The organism is Nicoliella sp. ESL1113, from assembly GCF_058509245.1.
Genome location: NZ_CP196387.1, coordinates 1,217,782 through 1,239,292, shown reverse-complemented (window position 1 = coordinate 1,239,292; position 21,511 = coordinate 1,217,782). Strand labels below are relative to the sequence as shown.

Annotated in this window: 15 protein-coding genes and 1 other annotated feature; of the genes, 11 read left to right on the top strand and 4 right to left on the bottom strand. The window is 41.2% G+C overall.

Translation table 11 applies throughout. The features are described 5' to 3' along the window. Positions 1-140 precede the first annotated feature (140 nt). From brnQ to ACSYTJ_RS05400, 3 genes are all read right to left on the bottom strand, one after another. Entirely contained in the window at positions 141-1,520 is a 1,380-nt protein-coding gene (brnQ, locus tag ACSYTJ_RS05410; protein ID WP_491716583.1) for a branched-chain amino acid transport system II carrier protein, read from the bottom strand. 127 nt (positions 1,521-1,647) lie between these two features. Beyond that, positions 1,648-1,876 (bottom strand) — a binding site (T-box leader). Between the two features lie 111 nt (positions 1,877-1,987). Continuing rightward, positions 1,988-2,869, bottom strand: coding sequence for a GRP family sugar transporter (locus tag ACSYTJ_RS05405; RefSeq protein WP_491716582.1), 882 nt, complete (start codon positions 2,867-2,869; stop codon positions 1,988-1,990). Between the two features lie 25 nt (positions 2,870-2,894). Further along, positions 2,895-5,159: an ATP-binding cassette domain-containing protein gene (locus ACSYTJ_RS05400; RefSeq protein WP_491719689.1), complete on the bottom strand. Its 2,265-nt coding sequence runs from the start codon at positions 5,157-5,159 to the stop codon at positions 2,895-2,897. Positions 5,160-5,224: 65 nt separating this feature from the next. On the opposite strand from ACSYTJ_RS05400, the gene ACSYTJ_RS05395 reads away from it, so the two are divergent. From ACSYTJ_RS05395 to ACSYTJ_RS05345, 11 genes are all read left to right on the top strand, one after another. After that, positions 5,225-5,686, top strand: a complete 462-nt coding sequence (locus tag ACSYTJ_RS05395) for a winged helix-turn-helix transcriptional regulator (protein WP_491719688.1) — start codon at positions 5,225-5,227, stop codon at positions 5,684-5,686. Positions 5,687-5,772: 86 nt separating this feature from the next. Next, entirely contained in the window at positions 5,773-6,408 is a 636-nt protein-coding gene (gene hxlA / locus ACSYTJ_RS05390) for a 3-hexulose-6-phosphate synthase (RefSeq protein ID WP_491719687.1), read from the top strand. 1 nt (position 6,409) lies between these two features. Further along, entirely contained in the window at positions 6,410-6,946 is a 537-nt protein-coding gene (hxlB, locus tag ACSYTJ_RS05385) for a 6-phospho-3-hexuloisomerase (protein WP_491719686.1), read from the top strand. Positions 6,947-7,070: 124 nt separating this feature from the next. Then, on the top strand, positions 7,071-7,430 hold the full coding sequence (locus ACSYTJ_RS05380; RefSeq protein WP_491716577.1) for a hypothetical protein: 360 nt from the start codon (positions 7,071-7,073) through the stop codon (positions 7,428-7,430). A 71-nt stretch (positions 7,431-7,501) separates the two neighbouring features. Further along, entirely contained in the window at positions 7,502-8,350 is an 849-nt protein-coding gene (locus tag ACSYTJ_RS05375; protein ID WP_491719685.1) for an aldo/keto reductase, read from the top strand. A 64-nt stretch (positions 8,351-8,414) separates the two neighbouring features. Next, the gene (locus ACSYTJ_RS05370) at positions 8,415-8,717 is read left to right on the top strand and encodes a hypothetical protein (RefSeq protein ID WP_491719684.1); all 303 of its coding nucleotides are present in this window, start codon (positions 8,415-8,417) and stop codon (positions 8,715-8,717) included. Continuing rightward, the gene (locus ACSYTJ_RS05365) at positions 8,704-10,410 is read left to right on the top strand and encodes a collagen binding domain-containing protein (RefSeq protein ID WP_491719683.1); all 1,707 of its coding nucleotides are present in this window, start codon (positions 8,704-8,706) and stop codon (positions 10,408-10,410) included. Before ACSYTJ_RS05370 ends, ACSYTJ_RS05365 begins: the two co-directional genes overlap by 14 nt. Before the next feature lie 150 nt (positions 10,411-10,560). Next, positions 10,561-15,138, top strand: a complete 4,578-nt coding sequence (locus ACSYTJ_RS05360) for a beta strand repeat-containing protein (RefSeq protein WP_491719682.1) — start codon at positions 10,561-10,563, stop codon at positions 15,136-15,138. A 176-nt stretch (positions 15,139-15,314) separates the two neighbouring features. Next, entirely contained in the window at positions 15,315-18,248 is a 2,934-nt protein-coding gene (locus ACSYTJ_RS05355; protein ID WP_491719681.1) for a mucin-binding protein, read from the top strand. A gap of 90 nt (positions 18,249-18,338) precedes the next feature. After that, a complete protein-coding gene (locus ACSYTJ_RS05350) occupies positions 18,339-19,517 on the top strand; it encodes a DUF3290 family protein (protein WP_491719680.1) in 1,179 nt (392 codons plus the stop codon). A 140-nt stretch (positions 19,518-19,657) separates the two neighbouring features. Next, positions 19,658-20,518, top strand: coding sequence for a metallophosphoesterase family protein (locus tag ACSYTJ_RS05345; RefSeq protein WP_491716571.1), 861 nt, complete (start codon positions 19,658-19,660; stop codon positions 20,516-20,518). Positions 20,519-20,560: 42 nt separating this feature from the next. Here the strand turns inward: ACSYTJ_RS05345 and pnuC are convergent, their stop codons facing one another. Continuing rightward, positions 20,561-21,364 carry a nicotinamide riboside transporter PnuC gene (gene pnuC / locus ACSYTJ_RS05340; protein ID WP_491716570.1) on the bottom strand — a complete coding sequence of 268 codons (804 nt, stop codon included), beginning with the start codon at positions 21,362-21,364 and terminating at the stop codon, positions 20,561-20,563. Positions 21,365-21,511 lie beyond the last annotated feature (147 nt).

Sequence of the window (21,511 nt, the reverse complement as noted above, 5' to 3'; positions counted from 1 at the left end):
ATTGACGCCTGTATTTAAAGATTTAATTATTGATTTGATGGATTAATATGTGATTAAAGCTATGATATATGAAACTATGATATTAAATGCAGTTGTAATTATGTGGTGAAACTATGTCGTGAAGCTATGTGGGAAATTGATTATGCGTTGGCAAAGACACCTTTTCTTACTCTAACAAGGTGCCAAGCTAGTCCTAAGACTGCACCGAGCAGTGCTGGAACGACCCAATCCATTCCGACACTGGCAAATGGGAAGAAGCCTTGTTGGAACTTAGCGAGTGCCAATGCGAAACCGCTTTGGCTAACGACTGGTGGGAATGCTGCGAACATATCGAACAGGGCGGGAACCGCTGTGAACAATACGACCATTCCGTATACGACTGGGTCGCGCTTGAATAGTGGGGAGGTAACTGATAATAAGATCAGTACCATTGAGAATGGATAAAGGAACATTAGCATTGGAGTTGACCATAAGATGATTTGGTCTAATCCTAAGTTAGCAGTTAAGAACGATGCTAAACAGATGAATGTTAACCAAGCATGGTAACTAAACACTGGGAAGTGCTTGTGGAAATCCTGGGCAAATGCAGCTACTAGTCCAACGGCAGTGGTTAAACAAGTTAACGTGATCAATGCGGCTAATGCAGCTTGCCCGGCACTACCAAAGTAGTGAGTCATAATCTGGGAGAATGTGCCCCCACCATCTGGACCGAGCTTGTAATCGTTCAGACTAGTTGCACCGAGCCAGATCAAGACAACATAGATTAGACCTTCCACGCTTACAGAGAGGACCCCAGCTTTTGCAGTGACCTTGGCATTGCTAGTAGCCTTAGTCTTACCAAGTTGGCGGACGGCTTGGACTACTGTAACCCCAAATGCTAAACCAGCAAGGGCATCCATGGTGTTATAACCTTCTAAGAAACCGTTCAAAAATCCGTTGTGTTGGTATGGAGCGGTTACTGCTTGTAAGTTGGCTTTCCCCATTGGTGAAGCGAAAGCGAATAGGAAAATTGCGAATAGCATTAATAAGAAGAGCGGATTTAAAACCTTGCCGACCTTGTCCATGATGGAGGATTCACGATATGAAATGAAATATGCGAACCCAAAGAATAGGGCGGAAAAGACTAACAACCCAACCGTGTCGTACTTAGCTGGTAAAAATGGTGCCACCCCAACGGTAAATGGAACCGATGCAGTTCTGGGGGTTCCGAATAATGGTCCGATGGTCGCATGAATCAAAACCATGAACGTGACGGCAAAGGCAGGGCCGAGGGGTTTACCGATGTCATAGACCCCTTCAGAACGAGTAATGCTGATCGCAAGGACCGAAAGGAGGGGTAATACGACCCCCGTACAAAGGAAACCGAGGGTGGCGACCACCCAGTTTGCACCTGACATTTGCCCCAAGTGAATTGGGAAAATGAGGTTACCGGCTCCAAAGAAAAGCGCGAATAGTAACGAACTGACGGTTAAATATTGTTTCCAAGTCAATGGATTGGGATTTAAATCTGTATCTTGCATAAAATGATGCCTCCGTAATATATTTTTTGAAACCTAACTGTGAATTAATAATCTGAATCGGACTAATGTCGCTTTCCAATGAAACCACCCCCTTAAATTGCAATAAAAAAGCACCCTTATCCAAAAGAATAAGGGTGCTCACACACGGTACCACCTTAATTACGAGCACAAAAACACTCGTCGCTAAATACGTACTAACATACGCTAACGCTGTAATGGGCGTACCCAATGTAGATTACTGATTTCGTCACATTGCTCGAAAGTGATTGTTCGTCATGAATATGAATACTCCCTCTCACCTAACGGAGCTCGCTGAATTCGCCATCATGATTACTTTTCTTTCTCAAAGCATGTCTCTTTTATTTGTAACAATCATATCGGTAAAATGATTATAAGTCAACCTTTTTTTGATAAAAAAATTAAAATAAAATTAAAAAAGTTGGACGCTTGCCCAACTTTTTTTAATATTATCTAATAAAACTAGTCATAATCCCACCAATTAACACCATGGCGACACCACCAACTGTATAAACTAGTGCCTTGCCAGTTTTGTGTTCACGAAGAATGACCAGCCCACCGAACGTGGAAACCACCACGCACATTTGGGAAAGGGTGAATCCAGTTGAAACCCCGTTTAAGGTAATCGAGATTAAGTATCCAGCCGTCCCAATCCCGGAGTTAAATCCGGTCAGGATGTTTTTGAAGGTGGCCTTTTGAAACAGGGGCTTTTGTTCGCGAAAATCCTTGATCAAAAGCGAAAAGATAATCGCACCAATAAACATCCCTAACGATTGGGGTGGGAACGTCGACCAACCGTCAGAACCAGTAATCTTAGGGAAGGTTGAACAGGCAGTGTACCCAATTCCAGAACCGACGATCAATTCGATCAAGCTCTTGGTAAACTCACGCTTGCTGATCGAGTTTTCATGGCCACCATTACCGGTTCTAGTGGTTAATACGACCCCGATAACCACTAGGATCACGGCGGTAAAACCGATACCCTTTGCAAAGCCAGATTCCCAACTACCAAAGAAGAGGACTCCAATGATGTTAACCCCGACTAATTGAAGGCCAGTAACGATTGGGGTGGTGGTCGAAACCCCTAGCTTACGGAATGCATTGTACTGAGTCAACTGGCCAAGCGACCAGCAGGCCCCACCCAAGACACACCAGAATACATCATCTACGGTGATGGTTGGCTTTTTGATCAACCACACTAGGATTCCAACAACGAGGGCTCCATAAGTCGTTCCCAATAGTTGTTGGATCGGCTTACCACCCATGAAGTGGACCCACAACGGGGTGATTCCCCAAAGCAATGCGGGAATTAATCCAATTAGAATATCCAAAATCTTTCCTTCTATCTATAAAAAATTAGCTACGCAGTCTATTATACTCCAACATGGCTTGGCCAGTAACCGATTTTTTAGATTTAATCGAATCAATTGGCGTTCCCGAATAAAGGATTTCACCACCGTAGCGCCCCGCTGCTGGGCCGACATCGATTAGCCAATCGGCGGAACTGATCACTTCAATGTTATGTTCTACGATGATCAATGTGTTATTAGCAGCCACGAGTTCCTTGAATAAATTAATGATTGTGCCAACATTGAACATGTGCAACCCAGCGGTCGGTTCATCCAAAAGGTAGATTTTACCCGTTTGATTCAATTGCAAGGCAAGCTTTAGGCGTTGTAACTCCCCGCCAGATAGGGTATCTAATGATTGACCGAGTGAAAGGTAGTCCAAACCGACTCGTTGCATATTGATTAATGGTTTTTCGATTTTGGCGGTTTGCTTGAAAAACGGAATTGCCTGGGCGATCGACATGTTCAAGACTTGGCTGATGTCTTTACCCTGGTATTGATATTTGAGGGCTTCGTCGTTGTAGCGTTTCCCATTACATGCCTCACAGGTCTGAATAACTGGGTCCATGAACGCCATGTTGGTGATCACGACACCCTTCCCCTTACAGACGGGACACTTTCCCTTTCCGTTGTAGCTAAAGAGGGTCCGTGAAACATGGTTGGCATCGCCGAACAACTTGCGGATCTCATTTAAAATATCGAGGTAGGTGGCAGGAGTGGCGCGAATATTTGCACCGACGGCATCTTGTGACAGGTCGATGTAAGGTTCGGTCAAATGATCCTTGATGGCTTGCATCAACGAGCTCTTTCCTGAACCAGCGACCCCAGAAATGACGGTCTCAACACCGAGGGGAATTTGGACGCTGACGTCTTTTAGGTTGTGGACTGAGACGTTTTTTAAATCGAGCGTCTGGGTAGCTTTACGGGGGTGTTCATTAAATTTTAATTTAGCGCGCAGGCATTTACCCGTCAACGTGTCTGATTTTAAGAGTTCATCATAGGTACCGTCAAAGGTAATGTGGCCACCTTCCGCTCCCGCTTTAGGGCCAATCTCAACGACGTATTGGGCGATCGGAATCAATTCTGGATTGTGTTCGACAATCAAGACCGTATTGCCGTTATCGCGCAACTTGGTCAGGGCGTGTTTGATCAACTGGATGTCCTTGGGATGCAGACCGACACTGGGTTCGTCTAGGATGTAGACCATATCGACTAGCGAGCTGTTCATGAACTTTGCGATCTTGATCCGCTGGGTCTCACCGCCAGAAAGCGTTTCGGTTGTCCGATCCAAAGTCAGATAACCCAGCCCCAAGTCGATCAGTGATGCAATCTTGGTCGATAGTTCGCGGATAATCCCTTGGACCAACGGGGTCTTGATGGTCTTTAAAAAGGCGAGGCCGTGGATGAGGTCCATCTGCAAGACGTCAGCGATATTTTTGCCGTTGATTTTACAACCTAGGACAGGTTTTCTGAGCTTGGTACCATGACAAACTGGACAGGCGTGGTGGTCAACGATTTCTTGGATCGCCTTTTGGTGGTGTTTACCCTCGGCGCTGTTGATGATCGAACGTTTGATTCGCGGGATTAATCCTTCATATAAGATGCTCTTCCGCCAAATCTTTGGGGCATCCGTTAGCTTTTGTTGGGGAGCGTACAACAATAGATCTAATTCGTGCTTCGTGTAGTCCTTGATTGGTTTATCATTATCGAATAATCCGGTGTGGGCATAGCGATTCCACCGCCACGTGTGCGGACCGAAACTAACGAAGGTGATCGCACCTTCATTTAATGATTTATTGTAATCTAAAATTTTGTCGGGATTGATATCATCAACATAGCCCAGTCCTTGGCAGTTCGGACACATCCCCTGGGGCAAATTAAATGAGAACGTATCTGAATACCCTACCCAGGGCTTACCGTCCCGTGAGAACAACAGGCGCATCAATGAATAGATTCCAGTGTATGTAGCAAGTGTCGAACGCGGGTTCTTGCCAATCTTTTTTTGTTGAATCACGATCGCAACGGGGAGGTTATCGATCTTATCAACGTGGGGTTGACCATACTTAGGTAGGTATTGCTGGGTAAAACTAGGGAACGTTTCGTTTAATTCCCGCCGTGAGTTAGCGGCGATCGTATCAAAAACCAGTGATGATTTTCCAGCACCAGACAAACCGGTAAAAACGGTAATTGCGTGCTTATGAATCTTTAAACTAATGTCTTTTAGGTTGTTCTGATGGGCATTATGAACAACGATGTATTGACTTTCGGACATAAAACTTCCTCCTCAATTAATTATTATCCTAATCTTATAATTAATGCAGGGGTTGGGCAAAGATAATGAACTCAAAGGCAATTGAGCGTAAAATAGATAGTTCAAAGGGAGATGAAGATTTCATGGAAACTGATATTCGCCAAGATGTGCGCAACAAGCTGCAGTCTGGTAATTTTGATTGTGCCAAGGAACTAACGCTTTCGATGTTCAGCGGCAAGCATAAAATGTATATTTTATGGGAACTGCGGCATGGGGATGCGATTCACTTTAACCAATTTACCAGAATTATTCCAAACGTTAGCCGCAAGGTATTGACCAATCAACTCAACGAATTGATCCAAGATAGCATCGTTGAAAAACACGATTACAACGAGGGCAAGGTCAAACGGGCCAGCTATCAATTGACCGCGATCGGGAAGAGTCTGCTGCCGATATTGACGATGATGTATGAATGGGGCGAAAAAAGGATCAATCAATTAAAGCTGGATCCAATCTATCAGACCAAGAACTTTCATCCGAACGTCTAGGTAGTTACCTAAAAGTAACTAATTGTTAGTAAGTAACGCCTCTGATATCCTACTATTAAATCATAAATTAATGGAGGAATTATTATATGAAGTTACAATTAGCAATCGATTTAGAAGACGTGGATGGCGCAATCGAATTGATCAAAAAGACCAAGGACAGTGTCGATGTCTTTGAATACGGGACCCCGTTAGTGATCAACTTTGGTCTAGAAGGCTTTAAGAAGATTCGCGACACGTTCCCAGACATCACATTACTAGCTGATGTTAAGATCATGGATGTGGCAGCTTACGAAGTTGGCCAAGCAGTCAAGTACGGCGCAGACATTACCACCATCTTAGCCGCCGCAGAAGATCAATCGATCAAGGATGCCGTGGAAGAGGCCCATAAAGATGGCAAGGAACTGCTCGTTGACATGATCGGCATCGAAGACGTGGCAACGCGGGCGCGTGAGATCGATGCAATGGGGGCTGATTACATCGCCACCCATACTGGTTATGACTTACAAGCTTTAGGAAAAACCCCATTCGAAACGTTTAACACGATCAAGGCAAACGTGAAGAACACTAAGACCGCCGTGGCTGGTGGGATTAAGCTCGATACAGCCGCTAAGATCATTGCCGAACAACCAGACCTATTGATCGTCGGTGGTGGAATCGCGACTGCCGATGACCCAGCAAAGGCGGCGCGTGAAATTAAGACGATGATCGAAACGGGTGAATAAATTGCCAACTAGTTCATGGAAAACGATCTTAGCAGAATTAAATACTGCGGATGTAGCAGTTGATGACGCTGCGCTGACCTTGATCCATTCTGCTGAGCGGATTTTCGTTGCTGGGGCGGGACGTTCTGGGTTGGCCAGCAGTGCATTTGCAATGCGGATCGGTCAGCTCGGTAAACCAGTCACCGTGGTTGGGGAAACGACGGCCCCAGCGTTTACGAATGCCGACTTATTAATTGTAGCTAGCGGTTCGGCTAAGACGCCATCGATCGTTGCACTGGTGCAAAGAGCGCAGCAGTTGGGCGGGCAAGTCTGGCTACTGACGGCGACAAGGGACAGTGAGTTAGCGCATTTCGTTGATCACGTTACCGTTTTACCTGGCAAGGGTAAGTTCACAACTAATAAGGATACGGTCCAACCGATGGGCGCACTTTTCGAACAAGCGGTGTGGCTGTTCGGAGATTCCGTTACCTTAGAATACATGCATCAGTACCAAATCACTGAGCATGCGATGCAACTCAACCATGCCAATTTAGAATAATCTTTGAATCGGTTGATTGTGAAATCAACCGATTTTGTTATTAAAAAGTAAAGAGTGAGCATATTTCAGCATTTCACAATCATTCCTTGTTATAATTTAGTTACAAGTAAAGGAATGATTATTAATGTACAAAGAAAAAGTAATTGAAAAAATTGAAGAAGATTTTATGGATAAGTTTTATAATCAACAAAAGCCCAACACGGATAGTCGGGTTTCAGTTACACTAGCAAATGAAGAATTTATTAATCTCGCCAAAAGTATTCATGCTGAATACGAAGATGACATTAGTCGGGACGAATATGTTGCAGAACTTGTGAAGTTAGATTGTAACCACCCGAAGGGGATTTTTAATTTTGCAATTAATGTTGAAGAATATGGATATGTAGTTCCTGATTTTGCCCAAAAGGCTGATAATAATAATTTAATGTTGACCCAATATGGGGAAGCTCTGTATGGAACGCTTAAGTTCGATAAGGGTGAATAGTGAACTAATATTGATGATTCGTGGGATCGCTTTGAGCGGTCCTTTTTTGTATCTAATCAGGAGGCTTTTAAATGAAAAAAATTAATTTTAATGGCGTTTCACTACCAGCAATTGGCATGGGCACTTGGCACATGGGGAGCACAGAAGCTAATTATGCGCAACAAAAAACGACCTTACAATTCGGGATCACACATGGTGCGACCGTCATCGATACCGCTGAACAATATGGGAATGGTGATTCAGAACGGTTAGTGGGGGATGTCATCAAAGATTTTGATCGGGATTCGTTATTCATCATCTCCAAATTCTACCCCTTCCATGCGCAGCGTAAGCAAATGCAAAAAGCACTAGATGATAGTTTACAACGGCTTGGGACTGACTACTTGGATCTATACCTCTACCACTGGCCAGGGAGCACGCCGTTAGCCGAAGTTGTGGATAACATGGTGGCCATGAAACAAAGTGGCAAGATCAAGCACTGGGGGGTCTCGAATTTTGACCTTAGTGATATGCAAGAGCTTTGGGCGGTCCCACATGGTCAGGAGGTAATGGCAAATGAAGACCTTTATAACATTGGTTCACGGGGGATCGATTATGACTTACTGCCTTGGCAACGCGATCATAAAGTACCGTTGATTGCCTATGCACCGATCGATCAGGCTGATCGCCGCGGGGCTAAGATTACTAGGCAACAAGCATTGGTGGAAGTGGCACGGCGGCATAACGCGACTGAATTTCAGATCATGTTGGCCTGGGCGATCCGCGATGGCCAAACCCTGGCGATTCCACAAACCAGTGATGAAGACCATATGCGATCCAATCTTGCGGCCGCAGACATTGCATTGAGTAGTGATGATCTAGCATTGTTGGACCAGGCATTTCCAAAGCCAACCAGTAAAAAATCGTTGGATATTATTTAATGTACGATGATTGTAATAGCAATCGCTTTAATATATACTTTTTTACGGATAAGGAGGTGTAATTTTGAAAAAACAGTCAATTTTCAAAAAGATTTTTTTAATGTTTTTATCATTAGGTTTTATTGCGTTATTTAGTTTGTTTTTAGGAACGCAAACGCATGCTGATAATACCAATGCTATGTTGCAAGATTCGTTTGTAACTGGAGCCAGCATTTCTGGAAATAAGGATAGTTCTGGAAACTACGACTACTATAAGGGAGTCAACGCCACTTGGGGTTTCAATATTCCAGCTGGTAAGGCCAAGAACGGTGATCAAATTAACGTCACGATCCCCCCACAGCTGAGGGTGCAAAGTGACTATATATAATTTTGATATCGTTGGTAAAGATGGCAAAACGTATGCAAATGCAGCTGTTGATGCATATAATAATAAAATTACCATTACTTTTAACTCCAACGTTGATAATCTGAACTCAGATGTTACGGGTTCCTTTACAGTCGGGGTGAATTGGGTATCTAAAGAATCCACTTTTCCGCAGACGATCACCATTAATTGGCCAGTCACAGGGAATGTTTCATATAACGTTGCAGGGGCTGGGACTCCTGACAGTAGTGAAAAAGTATTTAAGTATGGATATGCAGATACATCTGATCCGTACTTAATTCACTGGGTGGTTAGAGTTAATTATGCTCAAGCACAAGTGGATAATGCCGTTTATACTGACACGCTAGGTGATGGTCAACAACTCATTCCTGGTTCTGAAAATGTTACAAAGGTGACTTTCGATCCGGACGCTAATTGGGACGGCTTACCATATAAACCGATTTCAACGGTTGAAGCCAGTGCCATTACTGAAGGCAACGGCGGTTTTAACGTTCAATTGGGGAATATTAATAGCTTATATGTGGTTACTTATGACACGCGAGTTAATGATGATGGTAAAGCTAAAGATTATGCGAATACCGGGGTCCTAAGTGGTAGTAATATTTCTAGTCAAACGAAATCAACAACGGCTGAAATTCAGACCGGCTCTGGAACATTGAATAATTTATTCAACGAAACTGGTAATAAGATCTGGCAGGATAATAATAATCAATATAAGGTTAGACCATCTTCAATCGTAGTGTACTTATTTAGAAACGATAGACAGTTCCTAAGCCAAACGATTTCAGCGGATAATAATTGGCGTTATAGTTTTAATAATTTACCAATTTATGATAATAATGGTAAAGCGTACAAATACGCAGTTAATGAAAATAGTGTTCCTAACTACGTTACTAGCTATTCTAGTAGCGGTAGTGACATGGATATTATTAATTCATATAGCGCAAGTAGTTCTGCATCTACTGGCAGTGATTCAGGAAGTTCTGGTGGCTCAACTAGTTCTAGCAATAATGCTAGCAGCACTGATTCTACTGGCAGTTCTAGTTCAACTGACAGTACGGGAAGTTCAAACAATACTTCTGGTAGTTCCACTGCTAGTTCTACGAACAGCGGCTCTAGCTCAACTAGTTCGCAAAGTTCGACTAGTTCTACGAACAGTAGCTCTAGTACAACTAGTTCACAAAGTTCGACTAGTTCTACGAACAGCGGCTCTAGTACAACTAGTTCACAAAGTTCGACTAGTTCTACGAACAGTAGCTCCAGTTCAGCTAGTTCACAAAGTTCTAACAATACTTCTTCTAGTAGCAGTGCTTTAAGTAGTAGTTCCTCGAATAGTTCTAGTGCGTCAAGTTCCAATAGCAGTTCAACTAGTTCAAGCACCACCAATAGTAGTAGTTCAATGAGTAGTGATAGCTCATCCAGTAATAGTGATTCATCCTCAAGCACTACTAATTCACAAAGTGACTCTAGTACACCTGCTGGTTCAAGTGATTCTAGTAGTTCGGCATCCGTAGTGCATGGGTCTTCAAGTAATAATTCATCTAATCGATCAAAACCAAACATTAATCGGCTCCCACAAACTGGCGATACGAATAATCTTTACGTTTATCTATTAGGAATTTTTATTCTAGGACTCGCTGCATTATTGATTAGAAAGACATTTAAAAATAAATAATTAATTTTATAAAGGATCGTCAGCTATTAAATTAAATGGCTGACGGTTTTTATTATAAATAACAATTTTTAATATCTATTTTTGGTGTATTATATTTTGCATTTTATTTTAAATAGATTAAAATTGTATTAAGAAAAGGGTGTGATATAAATGTTAGTTAATAAGTTAAAATATCGGAAAACCAAAGAAAAAAAGGTTTTACATAAAGTAAAGAAACAATGGGTTGTTTTAGGGACAGCAGCCTTAACGATTTTAGCTGCAGGAGCTGGTTCGCCAGAAGTAGTGAATGCTGATGCTAACGTTAGCTCGAACCTAACTAACAATCAGACTAGCAGTGGGGATGAGGGATCTTCGGCGGAGACGACTAAGAGTAGCGCTGCTGAATCATCAAGTGGCAGTACTTCAACTAGTAGTGCATCCACAGGTAGTAGCGCAAATTCATCAACTGATAGCAATGCTACTAGCAGTAGCGCTAGTGTAACCACCAGCAGCACTGCTGTAACTAGTAACGACTTTCAAGTAAGTGCACCATCATCAACGCCTGCTGAAGATGGATTGTTGGAATATCGGTTAGAGGGAGTAGATGCTGCCAGCACGCCTGATTCCAATGTTGTAAGTAATGCTTCATTGGTGGATAGTGCGCCATCAATTGAAAAAGCATTTTATGTTGGTTCTGGATACTCATATACTGGAAATAATTCCAGTACGACCTATAGTTTTTTCATGCAGCATGCTCTTAGTGGGGCTGCTAGCGTTTATAACGCTAAAATGACTCTTCAACCAGCAAGTAAAACCATCAATGGACAAACTTATTCATACAATGAAGCGATTGTATTTGCTAACGATGCAAGTGGCAATCCATTCTTTACCAGTGGTGCTGCCAGTGCATTTTCTAATTTGAGTGTTTACTATGCTGATAGTGCAAATAGCGTTATTAGTAGTTCGGCAATCCCTAGTGATCAAATGGGAAGTTACTTTACGTTTATTTATTCAAATGCTGATTTCTCATCTAATAGTACAGCGTCGGTGTTGTTATTTAGCATGCCTTCCGACTTTAATAGCAATATTGATTTGAAGCTAGGTGAAACGGCTGGCTGGTCAATTACTTTTGACCACAGTGCTGGATTGAATTCCGATTATAATTCAAGAGCAGCTAATGATCGTAATACTAATAACCATTCTGATCCTACTATTAGCCCAGTTGGTGGTGGTGCTTCATTTAATCAAGATGTTGGTTCAGTTGCAACCTTCGATTATCACTTTGCAGGTAATTCATCCGCTAATGGGCTTCCTTCCACTCAGTACTTAACTGGTAGTTATATTTATTCTGGTAATAGCTTCTCAGTAGCCGTGCCATCTATTGCTGGCTACACGTTCACTAGCGCAGCTGCTAACGTGGGCAACGTTAGTGCGTCCGCAGATGCATCTGGATCTAGTTACGTCACTGGAACGATTGGCTATATGCAATTGGTTTCTTTATACTATAACCCAGTTACGGTTTCAGATACCTTTAATTTCTATGATGAAAATAATTCGAATGCAGCATTGCCAAGCGCTTCTTCGGTAACGGTAAGTGGTGATTATTCATCTGCAGTCGGGAGTTTAGCATTACCAGCTGGGTATGAATTAGGTTCCAATGCTGATAATAATTCTTTAAATGGCTTGACCTTCGGGACTTCTAACGCTACTTATTCGGTTTATTTGAAACACCAGATCCTGTCTTATTCTGCTGGAGTAAGTGGGGTTGCGGATGCTACTAAATCACAAGCATATACTAGAACCGTTAACTACGTAGACAATAATGGTAGTGCAATTAGTGCCGCATCGACATTCACTTCTGCATTTACCCAGACTGCAACTTCTTATGATGCAGTTACCAAGCAAGTAACCGCTTATGGTGATTGGACACCGGGCTCATTAGTATTTCCAGCGGTTTCAAATTCGATTACGGGATACACGTTAACAAGCTCTGCTCCTGCACAAAACGTTGCTTTAAACGATAATGAATCTGCATTCTCCGTGAATGTTGTTTATTCAGAGAATTCAGTTGTTGATACCTTTAACTATGTAGATTCAAACAACAGAGTGGTTGCCTCAGTTAGCGTTTCTGGATACCCATCTAGTATTGTTGACACCAATAGCCTGTTGAGTTCAGCACCATCAAACTATGTCTTTGCATCAGGTGCCAATACCTCCTTTTCTGGCTTGAAATTCGGAACCAGCGGTTCCACATACACTGTTTCATTGGCTGATAAGACCCAATCATTCTCAGCAGGTGACAGTGACTTTAGTGGCACCAACCTTTCCGCAGGTGACTTTTCAAAGACCGTTACCCAAACGGTAAGTTACTTGGTTTCTGGTACTAATACTCCAGTGCAATCAGCAACGTCATCTTCAGTAACGTTCACGCGTGGTGGAACTTATAACTACGTAACTAAGTCCACTGCTTATTCTGATTGGTCTCCATCTAGTGCATCTTTCTCATCAGTTGATACTTCAGTAGCTGGATACACGGTTACTTCATCCGCAGCTGCACAAACGGTTTTGGCAAACGATTCTAATACTGCAGTATCAACAGCGGTGCTTTATTCAGAGAATTCAGTTGTTGATACCTTTAACTATGTAGATTCTAACAACAGCGTGGTTGCCTCAGTTAGCGTTTCAGGATACCCAGCTAGTAGCGTTAACACCACTAGTCTGTTGAGTTCAGCACCATCAAACTACGTCTTTGCATCCGGTGCGAATACTTCCTTTTCTGGCTTGACATTCGGATCCAATGGTTCCACATACACGGTTTCATTGGCCGATAAGACGCAATCATTCTCAGCAGGTGATAGTGACTTTAGTGGCACCAACCTTTCCGCAGGTGACTTTTCAAAGACCGTTACCCAAACGGTCAGTTACTTGGTTTCTGGTACTAATACTCCAGTACAATCAGCAACATCATCTTCAGTAACGTTCACGCGTGGTGGAACTTATAACTACGTAACTAAGTCCACTGCTTATTCAGATTGGTCTCCATCTAGTGCATCTTTCTCATCAGTTGATACTTCAGTAGCTGGATACACGGTTACTTCATCCGCAGCTGCACAAACGGTTTTGGCAAACGACTCTGATACTGCAGTATCAACAGCGGTGCTTTATTCAGAGAATTCAGTTGTTGATACCTTTAACTATGTAGATTCAAACAACAGCGTGGTTGCCTCAGTTAGCGTTTCTGGATACCCATCTAGTATTGTTGACACCAATAGCCTGTTGAGTTCAGCACCATCAAACTATGTCTTTGCATCAGGTGCCAATACTTCCTTTGCTGACTTGACATTCGGATCCAGTGGTTCCACATACACGGTTTCATTGGCTGATAAGACCCAATCATTCTCAGCAGGTGATAGTGACTTTAGTGGTACCACCCTTTCCGCAGGTGACTTTTCAAAGACCGTTACCCAAACGGTTAGCTACTTGGTTGCTGGCACTAATACTCCAGTACAATCAGCAACATCATCTTCAGTAACGTTCACGCGTGGTGGAACTTATAACTACGTAACTAAGTCCACTGCTTATTCAGATTGGTCTCCATCTAGTGCATCTTTCTCATCAGTTGATACTTCAGTAGCTGGATACACGGTTACTTCATCCGCAGCTGCACAAACGGTTTCAGCAAATGATTCTAATACTGCAGTATCAACAGCGGTGCTTTATTCAGAGAATTCAGTTGCTGATACCTTTAACTACTACGATGGCAACAGTGTCGTTGGATCAACAGTTACCGTTTCTGGTTATCCATCCAGTGTGGTTGATGTAAAAACGATTACTGATTCCGTTCCTGAAAACTATGAATTAGCTTCAGGAGTAGCTACATCTTTAGATAGTTTAACGTTTGGCACCTCTGCAGGATCATATGCAGTTTCGTTAGCTCACAAGACCAAGACGTTCTCTGCTGGTGATACTAACTTTAGTGGAACTAGCTTTTCTGCTGGTGACTTTACACAAACTTACACGAGAACGGTTAACTACTTGGTTTCTGGGACTAATAATTCATTGCAACCAGCAACAACGGAGACGGTAACGTTTACTCGTGAAGGCATTTACGATTACGTTACTAAGCAATCTATCTACACTAGTTGGAGTCCAGAAAGTTCTTCTTTCGCCGCAGTCGCTCCTTCAATTAGCGGTTATCAAGTAGTATCATCAGCACCAGTATCGACAGTTAATCCTAATGGTGCCGACTTTACATCTAGTGTTGATGTTACCTATTCTAAGAATCCGGCTGCATCATCTACGAGTGCCACCCAGTCTTCATCATCCGATGATGGCTATGTATCTTATGCTAATAGCGTTGGTAGATTGTCTGGAGCTTTTGTGATCTCATCATTGAATGGTAGTTTTGTGACTGATAGCAATTATTCATCAGCTAGCGCTACTTCGACCACTAATGCTTCATCATCGAATGATAGCTCATCATCTGCCGTTGGTTTTGTCCCATCAACTGATTTTCCACAATATATGGAAAAAGTTAAAAATGATTCATTATCAAAATCATCTGAATTTAAGCGGGGCACGGGCACGACTAAGGAAGAAGTTACCAAGGCTAAAAACGCAGTTAAGAAGGCTAAGGCAAAATTAGCAAAGGCTAAAACAGCTAAGGCTAAGAAGACTGCTAAGGTTAAATTAGCCAAGGCCGAAAAGAAATACACTAAGGTTGCTAAGTTGTACGCTGCTGAGAAATAATCTAATTATTAGCAACGATAACTTAAGTTCTAATTTATGTTAATTTTGATTACCAAAAGCACCCATCGATAATTTATATTGATGGGTGCTTTTTGGTGTCTTTTCATTTACAAATAATATAAAATTGTATATAACATATTATGTAGGAAAGGACTGTGATTAAAGTGATTAATAAAATGAAATATCGCAAAGTTAATAACAAAAAAGTATTACATAAAGTAAAGAAACAATGGGTCGTCGTAGGGACTGCAGCATTGGCATTGATGGCGGCAGGAGCTGCTCCTGAAGTTGTTCATGCTGATACTTCAGCAAACGTTTCCAGTAGTCAAGCTAATAGTAGCGCTGTCGATTCAGCGACTGATTCAAGTGCGGGAAGTAGCACTGCTTCTTCTGCATCATCAGCCACTAGTAGTGATACCAATAGTTCAACAAGCGCTTCAAGTGTGGCATCTGCTAGTTCATCAGTACAAACTGAATCTAGTAGCAGTGCCCAGACGAGCTCCAGTTCCGATTCAGCATCCCAATCATCTGCTGATGACTTACTATCATATCGTTTAGGGGTCGAAGACACCGCTAGTTCGACAGATAGACCTACTGGATCAGCTGTAACGAATGTTTCGCTGGTATCTAGTGCGCCAGCAGCTTCAAACCAGTTAGCACCATCTGCATTCTATTCTTTATCTGGCAGTAGCGTTTCATTGGGATTTTCCGTTAGTGGCACTAATTCTGCTGTTTACCATGCAGCTGTAGCGAATGGATCTGACAACCTAGTTTACGCTAATAGTAACGGAGTTTCTCCAGTTAAGGGAATTGCTAACCTAGTTCAACACCAATTGATTAATGGAACAGAAACTTCTTCTTCCGTTAATGCAAGTAGCTATGTTTCCATTAACTATAGTGCTTCCACTACGACTGCACCAGGTTCAACCTACACAATTGTAACGATTAGTCAGGGCCCACTAGTAACTAGTGCTAACGGCTATTATTATGATGGCGATAAATCATGGTGGACGTTTGATGTTCAAAGTAATACCGCCTTCAGTAGTGCGAATGTTGGACCAATTCAACCCACCGTTGGGGTTTATAAAGTTCAGCCCACTCCAATCGTTGTTAATTATGTAGAAGGTGGTAGTACTTTTGCGAGTGCATATGTAACTGCTGATAATCTATATGTTGGTAATTCATACTCGGTTAATGTTGATACTCCTAGTGGGTACACTTATTCTAGTGCTACGAATAACGTTAGTAAATCGATTTTTGCTTCAGGAAACACCGTTATAAATTCTGGAATTACCTATAGTAATTATGCTACTAGTCCTACGATTACTGTTTACTATAATAAGACCGCTGCGACCAGTAGTGCATCAAGCAATACTAGCTCTGCAGGTAGTAATACATCGGGCAGTGCCAATTCAGCCACCGTTAGCGGAAGTGTTAAATTAATCGATACAGCGAATAGTAATGCGGTAATTGGTGGGGTCAATTATAGTGGTGTAATCGGTGGAGCGGTTAAATACTCTGTTTCAAGTGCAGTGCAAAGTTTGGAAAATAATGGTTATAAGCTGATCACTGATGCAAGCAAGGTGCCATCATCAGATCAAATTATTTTAAATGCTGATAATAATAATTATGAATTTGATTTTACCCACAGTACAGCATCTTATACCGCTGCAGATAGTAGTTTTTCAAATGGGGTTACTAAGGATAACTTAGCTAAGACCTTTACTAGAACGATTAACTACGTTGATGCTAATGGTAAGCAAGTTGCTAACCCAGTAACACAGGTCGTATCTTACACTCGTTCTGCAACTTATGATTATGTTACTAAAGTGATCACTTATACTAATTGGCAGGTAACTGGGAGTGCTAGCAGTTTTGCCGCTGTTACATCACCATCGGTTGCAAGCTTGACACCTTCACAAAGTTCAGTTGCTGCTGTTGATGTTCCAGCAGATTATAAGTACAGTCAAGATAATATTACCGTGACTTATGGAACGGGCAGTTCTGCTTCATCATCTAGTACCAGCAGTTCGACCTCATCCGCTAGTTCTACGGCATCTTCGAGTGCCAGTGGATCTTCATCCGCATCGTCCAGTGCTGATTCGTATGCTATTTACAGTTACAATTCGACTAATTTACCATCTGGCTTAAATGCTTCTGACTTAACGCGGACGTTTAACAAGTCATTTAGCCTTTATAATAACAGTGGTCAAATTATTAAACAGGTCTCAGTTCCAGTAACTTACTATCGTTCAGCTGTTTATAAAAATGGGACTTTTACAGGTTACTCACTAGATAATAGTGGGGTCGCAAATGCCCAAACAGCTGTTGATGCTACTGGTAACAATGGAAATGAATGGTTTACGAATAGTAATTCAGTTACCCAAAGCGCATTGCTCAGTGCATTTGGTAGCGACTACAGTCTTGATGTTTTAAGTAATTGGCAGAGTGTTGTTAATGACTTGACTAGCAATAATGGATCATTATTTGCATACAAGTCAGTTACCCATGCTAATGATAGTACAAGCACTAGTAGTTCTAGCTCCGATACTAGTTCATCTGCATCATCTTCTTCATCAAGTGCTTCTAGTTCCAGTTCATCGACTTCAAGTAGTTCTGCAACTAGTTCAACCACTAGTGATGCTTCTAGTGCTAGTTCATCAGCTACTTCAAGTGCTAGTGATTCAACGGCTACTAGTACTACTGATTCATCGACTGCTACTGACACTAGTACCAGTGATTCAACTGCAGATGACGATACGAGTGATTCTGACTCATCAACAACTTCAAGTTCAGATGATGACACCACTAGTGATGATAATAGCGCTAGCGATGGAAGCACTGATGTTAAGGATGATAATACTACCTTGAGTTCAGATGATGGTACTGATGACACTAACAGTGCCGATGGTTCCACTACTGATAAAACTAGTTTAACCAGTACCAAGAGTGCAGGTACCAATGGCACTAGCGCAAAGAATAGTAGCAAGAAGAGTAAGCTACCACAAACAGGTGAAGAGAATGACGTTCAAGCAGAAGTATTGTTAGGATTGATCATGCTTTCATTTGCGGGCATCTTTGGTGGCCTATATATCAGAAAAAGAAATTAATTAATTTTTAATCAACAGGAGGGGGATGCCGTTATGATTTTGGCATCCTTTTTGTTTGAATATTAAAATAAATCAGAACGTAAGAAGTGATTGGCTATCAAATTTTATTCATATCAATATTTAACTCATAATTCACACCTATTAGATTATTTGTTTATTGGTTTGGGCTTGTTAATTAGTTTAATGATTATCGTGATTGGAATTAAATATTCTAAGGATCGAACTAATTTAAAATTTCGCAATATCCTAATTGTAATGTTTGCATTTGCTGCTGCAGTGATTTGCTTGGAGGTTGGCAAGCTGCAAAATCAGGCGTCTACGCAAAGTGATGCGATTCAAATTGCTAGAATTATGCAAAAAGTAAGTCAGGATCAACATGTTTCGATTAATAATATTTACTCCAGTTCCCCGACGATTAGCAAGCAACTAGTCATGAAGGTCAACGATAAATACTATGAGGTCGATATTAATTCAACGACTGATGTTTACTCAACTAAGCGGGTGCATCCGTTTGCGAATAAAATCGAGTATGTAAAAAGGGGTGGTTTAAACTTAAGCGTTAGTGGCAGTCAATATCTAAACATTGCTGGAAAACTATTGATTGGTTTTTTAATGTTAGTATTTCAGATTAACCTTTCTGGTAAGGGGAACTTGGATCCAGCCAATGCAGTTGATGAGTTGCAAAACTACGTCTTAGGTGGAATTGTTGGGGGAACCGTTTTTAACCTTAGCATTTCGATTTTGGAATTTATTGTGATTGTTCTGATATGGACAATGATTATTTTTAGTAGCAAGGTCTTGATCAACGAAAGCGATTTCTTTAAAAACTTGATGAATGGAAGCCCGAAGGTGTTAATTAATAAGGGGCGGATTGATGTTGCGACAGCACTTAAAAGTGGGGTTTCTGCAAGTGATCTAGTGTTCAAATTAAATAATTCTGGGGTGAATGATTTACAACAAGTTAGCAAGGTCACCTTGGAACAAAATGGTGAATTGAATATTAATAATTACCATGATACGACAACTAATTTACCGATTATTACCGATGGGAACGTTAATGAGGACGTTTTAGATCATATTCAGAAAAATCAAGATTGGCTAATGCAACTGTTAGCCAAACAACATCATGACATTAAGGATGTTTATTTAGGACAAATTATTAACGGTGATTTAGTATTGACGCTTTATCCTAAGCAGGGAACTCCATTGATGAAGTTTTTACCAAATGAGATTATTCATTTAAGGGATGTATTAACTAAGCGTAAATAATTAAAGAGCAGCTGCTCATATTTGGGCAACTGCTCTTTTTGGTTATTACGAAAAAAATACAAATAATTTACTTAATTTATAATTTAAAATGATAATCTTTTAATGAGGAACTTATTAATTACGAAGGAAGCGTGGCGTTATTGGCATACAGAATAATTCAGATCACTGATACTCATTTACACAATACTAACGGAGTCAAGGAAATGCTACAGCAGTATAGTCCGAACGATAAGCTGCAATTGGTATTTGATGACATCTTTAAGCATCGCAATGATTATGATGCCTCGTTGATTGCGATTACCGGTGATTTGATTCACGAGGGGAATAAGTTAGACTATAAGAACTTAAGAAAATACCTAAATCAGCAAAGTGATCGAATTGGGGTGCCAATTTTCGTTACTTTAGGGAATCATGATCGCACTAGTGAATTTTTTAGTGGGTATTTAAATGAGCCAGCAAAAGATCATTATTATTATAAAATTGAGATTGATGATTATGACCTTTACTTTTTAGATACTAAGTTTAAAAATATGTCGCAAGGCTATTTAGATGCGAAGCAACTAACTTGGTTAAAGGCCGAATTGTTAAAATCCAGTAATCCCCATTCTTTAATGTTTATGCACCATCCTTCGGCAGGCGTTCCAATGGGTAACATGAATTTTAGTATTTTACAAAATAGTGATGAATTGTACGATATTATTCGCGGATATAATGTGCTAGGGATGTTTACAGGTCATGTTCATTTTCCAGCAATCTTTTATCGGGAGGGCGTAATGAATGTGATTGGTGATTCTACTGCATACCACATTGATTGTCGTAATGCCCATGATCATGTTTATAAAGATTCAACTAGCTATAACATCGTAGACATTGATGGCGATAATATCGGGGTACGCAGCGTCTATTTGGTTAGTGACAATAAATTCGTTGATAATGTTAATGGCCATATGAAAATTGGGAGTACTGACTTTGTAGATAAAGATGTCTTTACCGAGTCATAGTAAAAGGGATTCCACTTTATAGTAGAATCCCTTTTATTATCATTATTCAACCTGAGCTTGTTGTTTTAATTTTTGATTCCAAACGTACCAACCGAAGAATGAGTTCACGTTGCAGGCAATGAACAACATAATCATGATGGGGTTGAAACTAACCGTCCAAAGAACGATTTCCAGTGAATTTCCAATGATCCAAAGAATGAATTGGCTACTGCTGAAGCGACAAATAAGCAGGATTTGAGCAAAGACCTGGACGACCGTGCTCATTGAATCGATCCAAGGATGGGGATCTAAAGTCGGTGTGATCAATGGGACTCGTTGTAAAAACATTCCCAAGATGACCCAGCCAACTAGTACGGCAACTGTTAAGAGCAACCAGCCCCGCGCAGACAGTTCCTTGACCTGAACTTCATTGTTATCCCCCACGGGATGTTCAATATTACGCTTGTTCCATGCATAGATCCCAACAAATTGAGAAATAAAGAAGTATGTATATAGATAAACTTCACCGTATAGATGTGCTTTGAATGAAACGTAGATGTAAGTGATGTTGCTAAGCATTCCCCAGAAAAAATTAGTCATGTTACCATCTGAGTCTAATACGACGCTCATGATGTTCGTGACACCGGAAAATAAGCTGACTAACCCGATGATCGTTAAATCAGGGGCAATTGAAAAGTGATTATTATTAAACAGTAAGAACCACGAGCAGACCTGTAGAATTAGTAGGACTACTAATTCAATTAACAATGGTTTGCGCATGTTTTGTACTGCTGAGGCTAATTTGGTAGGGTGGCTAGCCAATTGCCATCCAGATTTAAAAATCTGCCACTTGGAATTTTCTACCATTACCAACACTTCCTAATTAATATTGAGTTTAAAATAATTTTATGCCTGCTTTGATAGCAATGTCAATAAAAAATGTGAATGCTTTAGCAATTGTTGTTATAGTATGAAAATCAGTTTTATATTTATTGATTTTAACAATCACCATTA

Excerpts from the sequence above, each read along its gene's own strand:
- hxlA (WP_491719687.1), top strand. The coding sequence starts at position 5,773 with ATGAAGTTACAATTAGCAATCGATTTAGAAGACGTGGATGGCGCAATC.
- ACSYTJ_RS05380 (WP_491716577.1), top strand. The coding sequence starts at position 7,071 with ATGTACAAAGAAAAAGTAATTGAAAAAATTGAAGAAGATTTTATGGAT.
- ACSYTJ_RS05360 (WP_491719682.1), top strand. The coding sequence starts at position 10,561 with ATGTTAGTTAATAAGTTAAAATATCGGAAAACCAAAGAAAAAAAGGTT.
- pnuC (WP_491716570.1), bottom strand. The coding sequence starts at position 21,364 with ATGGTAGAAAATTCCAAGTGGCAGATTTTTAAATCTGGATGGCAATTG.
- brnQ (WP_491716583.1), bottom strand. The coding sequence starts at position 1,520 with ATGCAAGATACAGATTTAAATCCCAATCCATTGACTTGGAAACAATAT.
- ACSYTJ_RS05400 (WP_491719689.1), bottom strand. The coding sequence starts at position 5,159 with ATGTCCGAAAGTCAATACATCGTTGTTCATAATGCCCATCAGAACAAC.
- ACSYTJ_RS05375 (WP_491719685.1), top strand. The coding sequence starts at position 7,502 with ATGAAAAAAATTAATTTTAATGGCGTTTCACTACCAGCAATTGGCATG.
- ACSYTJ_RS05395 (WP_491719688.1), top strand. The coding sequence starts at position 5,225 with ATGAACTCAAAGGCAATTGAGCGTAAAATAGATAGTTCAAAGGGAGAT.
- ACSYTJ_RS05355 (WP_491719681.1), top strand. The coding sequence starts at position 15,315 with ATGAAATATCGCAAAGTTAATAACAAAAAAGTATTACATAAAGTAAAG.